This window comes from Synechococcus sp. R3-13 (assembly GCF_047462195.1).
Lineage (GTDB): Bacteria > Cyanobacteriota > Cyanobacteriia > Thermostichales > Thermostichaceae > Thermostichus.
Genome location: NZ_JANSIO010000044.1, coordinates 1 through 11,876, shown reverse-complemented (window position 1 = coordinate 11,876; position 11,876 = coordinate 1). Strand labels below are relative to the sequence as shown.

Sequence of the window (11,876 nt, the reverse complement as noted above, 5' to 3'; positions counted from 1 at the left end):
GGCCCTTCAAGCTGTTCAAAAAGGACTGGACGTGGGCAGGCTGCACCTGGGGCAGCGGCACGGGGCAAGTTTTGGCAAACTGCTCCAGAGCAATGCGGTAGGTACGGCGGCTGGCAGGGGCCAGATCCCGCTGCCGCTCCTGCAAAAATTGCGCCGCCAGATGGCTGAGGCTGGGAACAGGGCCAGTCGGCTGACTCTGGGGATGGGTCTCCTGAGCCCAGCCCGATCGAGGCTCCCTCATCCTGCCACCTCCATCCCTCTGCTAGCCCTTAACTTTATCCTCAACTTGTGGCCAGCTGCTGTCCAGAGAGGGATCCCGACCTGAGAGTCGATGGCTACTGGCCGGGCAGCAGGTGTTGGGTGATGAAATCCGTGTACACCTCGCCCCGCAAAAAAGCCTCGTGGCGCAGGATCTGCTGGTGGAAAGGGATCGTGGTGGGCACCCCAGTGATGGCGCATTCCCCCAAAGCCCGCTGCATGCGGCGGATGGCTGCTGCCCGGTTAGGCCCCCAGACGATCAGCTTGCCCAACAGCGAATCGTAGTAGGGGGGAATGGTGTAGTCGGTGTAGATGTGGGAATCCATGCGCACCCCCGGCCCCCCAGGGGGCAAATAGGCACTGATCGTGCCAGCGCAAGGCCGAAACTGCTGCTTGGGATCCTCGGCGTTGATGCGGCATTCGATAGCATGGCCCCGCAACTCCACATCCTTCTGGCGAAAGGTGAGGGGTTGACCTTGGGCAATGCGAATCTGCTCGGCAATCAGATCCAGCCCGGTCACCATCTCAGTAACCGGATGCTCCACCTGGATGCGGGTGTTCATCTCGATGAAGTAAAACTGGCCGTTTTTATCCAGCAAAAACTCCACCGTGCCCACCCCCACATAATTCACCACCTTGGCCGCTTTCACCGCCGCTGCTCCCATGCGGGCGCGCAAGCTTGCAGTCAAAGCCGGGCTGGGGGCCTCTTCCAACAGCTTTTGATGCCGCCGTTGAATGGAGCAATCCCGCTCGTACAGATGCACCACATTGCCCTGACTATCCGCCAAGATTTGAAACTCCACATGACGGGGGCGCTCGATGAACTTCTCCAAGTAAACCCCGCCGTTGCCAAAGGCTGCTTGGGCTTCCCCCTGAGCGGTGCGCAGCATCTTCAGCAGCTCCTGGGCATCCCGCGCCACCCGCATACCCCGCCCCCCGCCACCGGCGGTGGCTTTGATAATCACGGGGTAGCCGATTTTCTCCGCCAGCTTCACTGCCTCCTCCTCAGAGGTGATCAACCCGCGGCTGCCCGGCACCGTCGGCACCCCCACCGCTTGCATGGTCTCGCGGGCCGTGGCCTTGTCGCCCATCTTGCGCATCGCCTCTGGCGAGGGGCCGATGAAGATCAAGTTGTGGTCGGCACACATCTCGGCAAATTTGGCATTCTCCGCCAAGAACCCATAGCCCGGATGAATGGCAGTGGCCCCGCGGGTGAGGGCTGCCGAGATGATGTTGGGAATGTTGAGGTAGCTTTTGGCCACCGGGGCATCTCCTACGCAAACAGCCTCGTCCGCCAGTTGGACGTGCAGGGAGTTCTGATCCGCAGTGGAGTAAACGGCCACAGTTCGGATCCCCATTTCCTGACAGGTGCGGATGATGCGCAGGGCAATCTCACCCCGGTTGGCGATCAGGATCTTGGTGATGGGCGGCATGAGGGAGGTTCAGAGCAGAGAGATAACTTGACCGCTAAAGCCAGCAGTCTGTGAACGCAAGGTTAAGTTTAGGTGCTCATCCTACTATTTGACATACTCCCCGTCTTAAAGGACGGGGATGCTTTCTCAGCCAGCAGAATTGCTCCTACCGACTGAGCTACACAGGGCATGAGGCTGAAACCTCAACCCTATGGGGGATGCCATGGCCCCAACTACTGGGCCGGAGCCCAGATACTTCCTGCGGATGTTAATTGCCCCCACCCCGTCCCGATGGAACTCAAACCCACACCCACACCTGTACACACGACCTTTGGGCTTGTTTCTCTGTCCACAAACAGGACACTCCTGAGAGCTGTACCGCTCATCTTGCAGTACCACTCTCATCCCCAACCGCTCAGCTTTGTAGGTGATGAGATGCCGGACTTGACCATGCAACATCTGGTGGATCTTCTGATTCGCCTTTTTGTTGTAGTTGGCAGACATCCGGATATCCCGAAGGTCGCCAATCACAACTGTCTGCACGCCTCGCTTGTGGAGCGTGGAGACCAATCGGGTTGTCTGCTTGTGCAGAATATCCCGAATTTGATTGCGCAGCTTCTTGAGCTGCAAACGTTGAGAGCGAACTAGCCGCTTCCACCGCCGAGAGCCCCGCTTTTTGCGCGCCAGGAGTCGAGCTAGCTTGCCCTGCAGCTTGTTCTGGTAGCGCCTTTTGGAGCGCAGCAGCCTGCCATTGGCGATGTAGGTTTGTCCCCCCTCATGAGCGACTGCGGGGTGAATCTCACCCAAATCCACAGCGGCAACGTTGCTCTCTTCCCCCTCTTCTTCCGGCGGCGTATCCCCCACCTTGTAGCAAGCCCTCAGCTCATACTGCTGGCCATCCCAGCCCATCTCTACCCAAACAGGCGTATCCCAAGCCCAGTTAACAATCAGGGGCTCCTTGCCTTTCCCGTTCGACAATCGCAGCTTCCCATTGACGACTTGGATGGCTGAAGATTTCCACTGGACTTTGTAGAAGTACCGACGGCGTCGAGGTGGACGGGCGTTGGGGTCGGTTTTGCGGCGTTCCCGCCAGGACTTGAGAGAGGCAAAGAAGCTTTGCACTACTGCGTCTGCACTGTGGGCATGAAGTGTATTCTCAGGGTCGTTGGGAAACCAACGCATGAATGTGGAAGGCTTTAACCACAATCCCTTCTTGCGGACGACCCGCCAAAAGTGAACGAGCACTTTTGAGTACAGCTCGCCTGCTGCCCTGCTCAACAGCTGCAGTTGCTCTGAGACGCCTAGCTTGAGCTTGCGGACAAGGTACATGCAAAGTTGCCTTTCCTGTCTAATAGCATCTTACAAAAGCCGCCCTAGAAGGGCGGGGCTTGTAACCCAGTTTTTTTGGTCAACTGGAGGGGAGGATAGAGAAGGTCAGGTGGGGATCCCACATTCAGCCCATCCAGTCGACAACCTAGGTAGGACTGAGGCTACAGGGATCCGGCTGCAGCAGAATCCCAGTGGGGGCAAACTGCGTCACCCAAAACTCTACATCCTGAAACTGGTGACGCAGGGTGTTGCGCACTTGGGCGGCCAGCTCCAGGCTGGGCATGATTCCGAAGACCGTTGGCCCCGACCCCGACATCAGGGATCCCAAGGCCCCCGCCGAGAGAAGAGCTTGGCGCAGTTCCCCTACAATCGCGTACTCCGGCAAAACCACCTGTTCCAAGTCATTGCGCAAACTCCTGGCTAACGCCGGCGGATCCTGACGGCTGAGAGCCGCCAACGCCTGCGGCAAGGTGGGCAGTGTGGGTTTGGGTAGGGCATCCCCTCCCAAGCTCCCCTGACGAGAACGAAAGGCTTGATAGGCCCAGGCAGTCGAAACCCCCAGGTGCTTGGGCTTGGCCAGCAGCACAGGGATCCCTTCCCAATCGGCCAGCGGCTCCAAAACTTCCCCGCGCCCGGTGGCCAGTTGCGTTCCGCCCTGGACACAGAAGGGAATGTCGGATCCCAAGCGGGCTGCCAAACTCTGCAACTCTCCCACCGTCAGGCCCAGCCCCCACAGTTGGTTTAACCCCACCAAAACCGCCGCCGCATCAGCCGAGCCCCCCGCCAAACCTGCTGCCACCGGAATGTGCTTTTCGATGTGAATCTCCACGCCAGCGGCAGAGTGACACTCTTTTTGCAGCAGCTCAGCGGCTTGATAGGCAAGGTTGCGGGCATCTGCAGGCACTTCTGGACGATCGCAGGTGAGGTGGATCCCGTGAGGACGGCTCTTCAACTGCAGTCGATCCGCCAAATGAATGCTCTGCAACACCATCGCCACCTCTGAATACCCGTCAGGACGGGATCCGAGGATTTCCAGGTAGAGGTTGATCTTGGCGCGGGCAATCAGGGTACAGGCTTGCATGGGGTGAAAATCTGGGTCAGCAACAACTTTTCAACTCCCCTCAGCCTGTACAGACTTATCCGGGGAGATCTCCCAGCCTGATTCTAGCGGCAGTGGATCCCCTCTCTAGCTGCCGGAGCGAGGCCATGGCCCCAGCCACTCTCCACCGCGAAAGCGCCAGCGGGGAAACAAAATGCGCATCACCACCCAAGCGCTGAGGTAAAGGCAAACCCAGACCACACTGTAGTGGAGAATAAAATCTCCCAAATCAAACCGTTGTCTTGGGATATGAGGCAGACCCACCACCCTCAGGACTGTACCCAAAAAAAGCCCTTCCCAAATGCCGGCCAAAAGCTGAAGGATCCCAGGCCAATCGTGATCCCACATCCACCCCATCAGATAGTTATAAACGACATCCCAAACACAGCCAAACAGACCTACGTAGAACAGCACCCAAAAATAGGTGAGGCTGCCGCCATGTCCAGTGATCCCAAAATAAAAGGGTAAACTTGCCAAAACACCAACGGTGGCCAATAAGAAAATGCGAGTTTGCCAGCGGCCAATCAGGGTCGGAGTCATCTTTTCCTCCAGCAGTTTTGCCTATCGAGATCATCAGGATCCGTGTCGCTCCCAGTCTGTTTGAGGGAACCTTCTGGCCCTCACCCCCAACCCTTCCCCCTTTGGTATAGAAGAGTTGGGGATCAACGCAACACCCCTTTCACCAGGTTCAACGGGATGGGGAATAGCCATGATGTGTCGCCAACAATAGCGTTGATAACCATAAACATCCGGCAAAATCCAGGAGCGTTGCCCAATGTCGGCAAGCTAGGGGCTGATGTTTAGGGCCCACTTGCACCATTGCCACAGGGATCGGATCCCTTCTAAGCCTTTGACCCCCGGTGCCCGCAGTCGAGCCAGGTGTTCCACCGAGCGATGGGCACAGTACTGTAAACCCAAAAACGTATCCACCGGCGCATAGGGCCCGCCCAAGGTGATGATCCCGGCAGCGTACATTCGCCCATCCCGGTTGCGCATCTCCACCAGCTCAAAGTCGTTGGAGACATGCAAGCGCCCGTGAGGATTGAGGGGCAGGTTGTAGTGGGTAATTAGATCGTTGAGGAGAGGATTGGTCATGGGATCCGAAACCAAACCCGTACAGTCGATAACGAAATCGGCCTCCACCTTTAATTGCGTGTTGTTGTGGGTACCTCGAATGTAGGTTACCGGCTTACCCTTGTCGCCGGGAACCACCGACTCCACCTTGCCGAACACAATCGAGTACCAGCCCTCTCGCAACCCTTGCCGCACGATCCGCCGCCATTTCCGCCGACTTGCTGTCGTGGTGCCGCCCCAAGCTTCCAGCAGTTCGCGCCGTTCCAGGGGGGTCGCCGCTTCCAATTTGGCACGCAGAACTCCTCCCCAAGTGCCCTTGGGCCAGTTGAAGGGCTGAAACTCCCAATGGTTATCCACTGCCCGTTTGGCTCGTCCGAAGCGATTACCGCTTTTGGGCGCACGGCTCAGATGCACCACCGAGATGCGGGGGTTGACTTTGCGGGCTTCGTAAAGGCGTTCCATCACCTGAGAGGCGACGATCCCAAATCCCCGAATTAGGACGGTGCCACCTTGTTTCTCCAACTGCTCATAAACGTGATCATGAGGCTCATAGCCGTGTACCACCGATCTCAAATCTCCTGTTTTTTCGCGAAACTCCTGCAGGTCGTTGAGCAACTTGATGGCCGGATATCCAGTTGCCAAATGGAGATACTTGGCCACCATAAAACGGTGATCCGTATGGCCGGGCCGCGTTGCCGAATAGGCCACCACATATCGCCCATCCTCCGTTTTGCGAATGGCGCGAATATGGCCGTAACACAACATTTGCTCCCAACCAATTCGGGCTGCCTCCCGATCCATTGAGGCAAATACATCCCCCGCCCGCGGCGTATAGGTATCTGCCAACAAGGGCTCACTAAATACCTGCCACAAAAAGCCGAATGCTTCCAACAATCGGCCGGAGAAAAAGGAACGCCAAGCATCCCGCAGAGCATAGCCAGGCCAGCCCCAAATGTTGTCTGGACAAGAATCGGAGCCAGAGCGAATTCGCTTCCAGCGGGGGATCTGGCAGTTGGTCAAAAGCCGTTCATACCGTTCGTAGGGTTTGCGGGCAATGCTGATGACGCGGATGTGCTCCGGTCTGACCCCGTAGATGCGCAGGGTATCCACCCAGACAAAGCTGCCGATACCGCCGCCCAAGGCCAAATAGAGGGTCTCTTCCACAGGTAGTCCGGTGGCTTTGAGGGCGCTCAGGGCAATTTGCTCGGCTCGAAACAAATCCGGCGGGGGAAAATCCGAGCCAGCCCGCACTTCAGGAAGCTGCTCTGGGGCAAAAACCACCGTGGAAGCCGGGGGAACCTCAAATGCGGTGTCGGGTTGGGTGGCCGGGCGAATCAGTTCGGTGCGCGGCTCCAGCAAAAGAGTAGGGGTGGCGGTCAGAAGGGTGGCATTGGGATCCCTGGGGGACACCAAACCCACGGTGATGCTGTAGGGGCCAAGCTCCACCACTTCTCCCCCCTGGAGCACCCGGCGTGCCTGACGGATTTTTTCCCCATTGATGCGGCTGCCGTTGGCACTGCGATCTTCATAGATGACCTGGCCATCCTCACCGAGATAGACGAGGGCGTGATAACGGGAGATCTCCTGGCTGGCAAACACAGCCCGCGCCACTTCTCGACCTTGCCATTCCTGTGGCAATTGGGCCAGCTCCCTGCCCAAGGCAAGAGGCAATGGAAAAATCAGCTCCTGCTGTTCTTCGGTGATGGGATCTTCCCAGCTCAGTTGAATTTGCATAGCTTCTGCTCACCTTTATAAAAATCATGATGGAGCCATTGAGAAAACCCAGAACAACGCGACCTCACAGGTCACTTTTGGTTTGCCCGGGATCCCTTTCTTCAATCCCTTATGGACTTGGATTGGCCGCCGGGATCCGTGGGAAGAATCGTTGCCCTAGGCAGGAGATTGCGGGGCTTTGCCAGCTTCTGGAGGAGGGATCACCAAGGTAGCGCTCAAAACCAAATGCCCACAGTAGGGACAATTCTGGCCCTGATATTCCGGGGGTAGGTAGTGAGGGTTTTCCAGGCGGCTGCACTTAACCTTGAGGGCGTCCAAAGTGCCGCGGCTGAGGAGATCCCCCTGATCCTTCCTGGCCACTTCTATAGACTTCACCCTCAGCACAATGTGCCCCAACTGAATTTGGCTATTGGCCTCAAGCGCAGGCTCCTCCTGAATCATTTTTCGGCCATTCACCCAGACGGGGTTGGGCTGCTTAGGAGGCAAACGATCCCGAGTTAAGTTGCGAATGTGAAAGTTTAAGGTTTTGGGATCAAAATAAAGCCCGGCGTGAACTCCTGAGACCGAGCGAGTTGGGTCATTGAGCACCACATCACAGCTGGGATCCCGTCCAATGGTAACCAGCTTGGAGGGAACAGGCGAAACCGTTTGCGATCGGCGCCGGTCGGCTTCGGTCCATTCTAAAGTGAGTTGACACACGATCCCATTCTCCACAGTTCAGCGCCTCCATTCCCTAGATCGGCTTCAGCATATCGAAAGGTCAGCTTGGGGAAAGCAGAAGATGTCTTTTTCGTCAAAATTGTTATCTTTTTGGATAACTATAACCTACTCCCCTGACCAAAGGCTTGCGCTGATCCGGATCACCTGAGTTGGGATCTCCGAGTTACATTCCTGCTGGAGACCGTGCCCAAACGCTCCGCGCCGCTGCCGCGACCACCCTCAGCTCCTCTTCCAGAGGGAGAGGGGAGCCAGACGGAAAGGTTTCATTCATGATGTTTAGACCATGATGTTTAGAGTGACTACATACTCGACTTTATCCCCATCCGATTTGAAGCAACAAAACTCGATCTCCTCAGGAACGGCGAGGCCGTTCAAGTTTGACCGAGGTGGCCTGATCCCTTGGCCGGAAGCCTCAGAAATCCACCTGAGAGATAGGGCCTAGAGTGAGTTTTGAGTTTCTGGGGATCCTGCAAGACTAGTATCCTCTGTGTCTTTATCCAAACCGTTTTCAAAGCACTCCGGTAAATGGGAAACTGCCGCTGCCCAGCCGCTCCTGCCGATCGAACACACTGATGGTGAGCTGATGGGATCCCGTTTGAGTGAGGGTAAAGCGATCCTGGGTCAGGGTCAGCCCTGTAACGGTGCAGGTGGTCGCCCCAACGAAGCAGCCGGGCAACTGAGCAGCATCAAAAGCTCCCAGGGTTACGAAATTGCCCAGTGGGGTGGTGACGGAAGCCAAAAAGGCGTTGGAACCCCGGATCCCGGCAGGGGCCTCTACCCGGAAAGACACCACAAAGGTTGGAGTTTGCCCCACCAAGACGGTGCGCGGAGAGAGATCAGTAATGGTGAGGGATGGAGCAGGTATGGGAGGCGGCAGGGGCAGAAGATCGCTGCTGCCGGTCGTGCCCCCACACCCCACCAGAACACTGCTCAGCAGCACCAGCAATGGGATCCGTTCATGCCTTCGCTGCATGGTTTTCCTCCACTCCAAAAGGTCTTCTTTTTTTGAGCTTATTGTCTAGAGTTTGTCTCCACCAAGCCAGCGGGCGGAAAGGAGAGAACCTGGCGAGAAGCAGCCTGGAATCCTTCGTCTATTCCCCTTGCAAAAGGCTTTGGCAGGCTGTGGCAATGGACCAGTCCTCTTGGGCTGAGATCACCAGAACCCGCACCGGAGCATCGCAGGTGCTGATATCGCAGTTGCGGGGGGATCCGGCATTCAAAACCGGGTCGATCTGGATCCCTAAAAAACCTAGGTCTGCACAGGCTGCCGCCCGCACCGGTGCTGAGTTTTCCCCAATCCCCCCAGAAAACACCAGCGCATCCAGCCGATCTAAGCTCATGAGCATTGCCCCAATCTGGCTGCGCAGACGGTGGACAAACAGATCGAAAGCCAGCTCCGCCCGGGCATGGCCTGCCTCCATTGCCTCCAACACAACCCGCATATCGCTGCTCAGGCCGGAAACGCCCTTCAACCCCGATTCTCGGTTCAAGATCCGATCCAGTTCATCCACACTCATGCCCTGGCGCAACTGATGGATCAAAATGCCCGGATCCACTGACCCCGACCGGGATCCCATCATCAAGCCCTCCAGAGGGGTATAGCCCATGGTGTTATCCACGCTTCTGCCCCCGCGAATGGCCGCCAACGAACAGCCGTTGCCCAGGTGACAAGTGATCAGCCGCAACTCCTCCAGGGGTCGGTTCAAGATCTCGGCAGCGCGACGGGCGCAATGCTCGTGGTTGATGCCATGAAACCCGTAGCGGCGGATCCCTTGTTCAGCCCAAGCGTAGGGAAGGGGGTAAAGGGCTGCGGCCAGAGGCATTTGCTGGTGGAAGGCGGTGTCGAAAACGGCCACCTGAGGGATCCCCGGCAACAGTTGCCTTAGCAGACGGATGCCAGCCAGCGCAGCAGGGTTGTGGGCTGGGGCCAAGGGGATCAATTGCTCAATCGCCCTCTCCACCTCTGGCGTAATTAAGGTAGGCTGCCGGTACAGGGATCCCCCATGCACCACCCGATGGCCAACGCCGCCGATCTCAGCCGCCTGGGAGAGCAGGGATCCCTCCCCTTGCCAGAGGCTTTGAAACAGCGGGGCCAATTGGCCGATCCCCCTCTCAGGTGAAACGGAGGGAAAAGGTTCCCACCCACCGCCTCGCCGACGGGTCTGGATGAGGGCCTCCCCCGGCTTGTAGGTGAAATCCACCTGGGCTTGCCAGATGGGCGTGGCCTCCACCCTTCCCTCAACCGCCAGAAATAGGGAGGATTTGAGGCTGCTGGAACCGGCATTGACGACCAGAATATTCACAGCGTGTCTTCGTCGGCCTTCGCAAGGCTTATCGACTTCAAGCTAACGCTCAATCTCGACTTTGACTTCGGACTGCAACCGTTGGTAACACGCTCCAGCCTGGGCCTCCCCTAGGCAGTTTGCACTTGGCGCACCAACCCAGTCGCCCTCAGAGCAGCCAAAGCGCGATCCCGGTAACGGCCATAGCGCTCCTGCTTGTTGCGAAGCTGGCGCCCCTCCAAATCCGGCAGCAGCCCAAAATTGGCCGGCATCGGCTGAAAATGCCTGGGATCGGCGCTGCTGATGAACTGAAACAGGGATCCCATCATCGTCTCGGGGGGCAGCGTGATCAAGGGCAACCCCAGAGCCAGGCGGGCGGCGTTCTGTCCGGCCAACCATCCCCCTGCCACCGCGCAGGCATAGCCCTCGGTGCCCACCAACTGGCCGGCGGCAAACAGCGTGGGTCGGCGACGAAATTGCAAGGTCGGCCACAGAAGCTGGGGCGAATTCAAAAATGTATTGCGGTGCATCACCCCAAAGCGGACAAACTCCGCCTGTTCCAGGCCGGGGATGAGGCGAAAGACCCGCTGCTGTTCTCCCCATTTCAAGTTGGTTTGAAAGCCCACCAAGTTCCACAGCTGCCCTGCTTTGTCCTCTTGCCGCAACTGCACCACCGCGTAAGGACGGGATCCCGTGCGCGGATCCACCAGCCCCACCGGCTTCAAGGGGCCGAAACAGAGGGTGTCTTTGCCACGGCGCGCCATTTCTTCAATCGGCAAGCAGCCCTCGAAAAACTTGCGCTCCTCTCGTTCAAAATCCTTGAGGGGCGCCTGCTCCGCCTCCACTAGCGCCCGCCAAAACCGTTCGTACTCCGCTTCCGTCATGGGGCAGTTGAGATAGGCTGCTTCCCCCTTGTCGTAGCGGGAAGCCTGAAACACCACCGCTCGGTTCAACGAATCCCCGGTAACAATGGGGCTAGACGCATCAAAAAAGCTCAGGTACTCCAGGCCCGTAAAAGCTTGCAGCGCTTTGGCCAGGGGATCGCTGGTCAGAGGGCCGGTACAGAGGACGGCAATGCCCTCCGGGATCTCCGTCACCTCCTCCCGACGCAGGGTGATGCGGGGATGGTTTTGAATGGCTTCCGTGAGAGCCTGGCTGAAGCGGGCCCGATCCACTGCCAATGCCCCTCCTGCCGGCACTGCATGGCAATCCGCCGTCGCGATCACCAGGGATCCCAGTTGTCGCAGTTCTTCCTTGAGTAGCCCTGCCGCCCGATCGCTGGCTGCAGCCCCAAAGGAGTTGCTGCACACCAGCTCCCCCAACTGATCGGTGTGATGGGCCGGGCTCTGACGCACGGGGCGCATCTCCGAAAGGATGACAGGCAACCCTGCCTGGGCAATTTGCCAAGCAGCTTCTGTCCCCGCCAACCCCCCGCCCACAACATGGATGGGGGCAAAGGCTCCCGCTCGTGCAAGCGGGCTGCAAGCCCTTGGGTTAGTTGGAGGATTCATCACAACCTCCGGGAGGGAAGAGAAGAATGGAGCGCACCCTGCTAGGGCCGGAAACGGCTCAGGTCAAACCCACTATACCAACCATCAGCATGGCCCGACCTGCACGAGGCAAGTGACCCAGAGGCGGGATACGCTACTAGATACGCTACTATAAGTACCCGCTGACACCCAGGATCCCGACCCATGACGGAAACGGCTGACCTTTGGCCACAGCTTTTGGGGCAGTTGCTGGCTCGGCAATCTCTCAGCGAAGCCCAAGCTGAACAGTTGATGAACGGTTGGCTCCAGAACCAAGTGCCAGATGTGGTGTCGGGGGCGATTCTGGCGGCCCTGCAAGCCAAGGGTGTGAGCGCTGGTGAACTGGCCGGCATGGCACGAGTGCTACAGCGGGCTTCGCTGGGATCCCCGCTGGACTTGCCTCTCCTGGTGGATACCTGTGGCACCGGCGGCGATGGGG

General features: G+C 58.2%; 9 protein-coding genes and 2 pseudogenes. 1 reads left to right on the top strand and 10 read right to left on the bottom strand.

Features of this window, described 5'->3' with window-relative positions:
• The 10 genes and pseudogenes from NW856_RS01505 to trmFO form a co-directional block, all read right to left on the bottom strand.
• Positions 1-241: pseudogene (locus tag NW856_RS01505) on the bottom strand (integrase); the annotation flags it as partial.
• Positions 242-335: 94 nt separating this feature from the next.
• Positions 336-1,691 (bottom strand): acetyl-CoA carboxylase biotin carboxylase subunit, encoded by a 1,356-nt coding sequence (gene accC / locus NW856_RS01500; protein WP_414332260.1) that lies wholly within the window; start codon positions 1,689-1,691, stop codon positions 336-338.
• 126 nt (positions 1,692-1,817) lie between these two features.
• Entirely contained in the window at positions 1,818-2,852 is a 1,035-nt protein-coding gene (locus NW856_RS01495; RefSeq protein ID WP_414351290.1) for an RNA-guided endonuclease InsQ/TnpB family protein, read from the bottom strand.
• 292 nt (positions 2,853-3,144) lie between these two features.
• Positions 3,145-4,080 (bottom strand): 4-(cytidine 5'-diphospho)-2-C-methyl-D-erythritol kinase, encoded by a 936-nt coding sequence (gene ispE, locus NW856_RS01490; protein ID WP_414398735.1) that lies wholly within the window; start codon positions 4,078-4,080, stop codon positions 3,145-3,147.
• A gap of 105 nt (positions 4,081-4,185) precedes the next feature.
• Positions 4,186-4,638 (bottom strand): hypothetical protein, encoded by a 453-nt coding sequence (locus NW856_RS01485; protein WP_414344702.1) that lies wholly within the window; start codon positions 4,636-4,638, stop codon positions 4,186-4,188.
• Positions 4,639-4,884: 246 nt separating this feature from the next.
• On the bottom strand, positions 4,885-6,906 hold the full coding sequence (locus NW856_RS01480; protein WP_414351294.1) for an FHA domain-containing protein: 2,022 nt from the start codon (positions 6,904-6,906) through the stop codon (positions 4,885-4,887).
• A gap of 156 nt (positions 6,907-7,062) precedes the next feature.
• Positions 7,063-7,605, bottom strand: a complete 543-nt coding sequence (locus NW856_RS01475) for an FHA domain-containing protein (RefSeq protein ID WP_414398734.1) — start codon at positions 7,603-7,605, stop codon at positions 7,063-7,065.
• 529 nt (positions 7,606-8,134) lie between these two features.
• Entirely contained in the window at positions 8,135-8,599 is a 465-nt protein-coding gene (locus NW856_RS01470) for a hypothetical protein (protein ID WP_414398733.1), read from the bottom strand.
• 118 nt (positions 8,600-8,717) lie between these two features.
• Positions 8,718-9,929: an acetate kinase gene (locus NW856_RS01465; RefSeq protein ID WP_414398731.1), complete on the bottom strand. Its 1,212-nt coding sequence runs from the start codon at positions 9,927-9,929 to the stop codon at positions 8,718-8,720.
• Between the two features lie 110 nt (positions 9,930-10,039).
• Positions 10,040-11,419 (bottom strand): FADH(2)-oxidizing methylenetetrahydrofolate--tRNA-(uracil(54)-C(5))-methyltransferase TrmFO, encoded by a 1,380-nt coding sequence (gene trmFO, locus NW856_RS01460; RefSeq protein WP_414398730.1) that lies wholly within the window; start codon positions 11,417-11,419, stop codon positions 10,040-10,042.
• A gap of 183 nt (positions 11,420-11,602) precedes the next feature.
• Between trmFO and NW856_RS01455 the strand changes: the two are divergent.
• Positions 11,603-11,876: pseudogene (locus tag NW856_RS01455) on the top strand (anthranilate phosphoribosyltransferase); the annotation flags it as partial.

Excerpts from the sequence above, each read along its gene's own strand:
- accC (WP_414332260.1), bottom strand. The coding sequence starts at position 1,691 with ATGCCGCCCATCACCAAGATCCTGATCGCCAACCGGGGTGAGATTGCC.
- NW856_RS01495 (WP_414351290.1), bottom strand. The coding sequence starts at position 2,852 with ATGCGTTGGTTTCCCAACGACCCTGAGAATACACTTCATGCCCACAGT.
- ispE (WP_414398735.1), bottom strand. The coding sequence starts at position 4,080 with ATGCAAGCCTGTACCCTGATTGCCCGCGCCAAGATCAACCTCTACCTG.
- NW856_RS01485 (WP_414344702.1), bottom strand. The coding sequence starts at position 4,638 with ATGACTCCGACCCTGATTGGCCGCTGGCAAACTCGCATTTTCTTATTG.
- NW856_RS01480 (WP_414351294.1), bottom strand. The coding sequence starts at position 6,906 with ATGCAAATTCAACTGAGCTGGGAAGATCCCATCACCGAAGAACAGCAG.
- NW856_RS01470 (WP_414398733.1), bottom strand. The coding sequence starts at position 8,599 with ATGCAGCGAAGGCATGAACGGATCCCATTGCTGGTGCTGCTGAGCAGT.
- trmFO (WP_414398730.1), bottom strand. The coding sequence starts at position 11,419 with ATGAATCCTCCAACTAACCCAAGGGCTTGCAGCCCGCTTGCACGAGCG.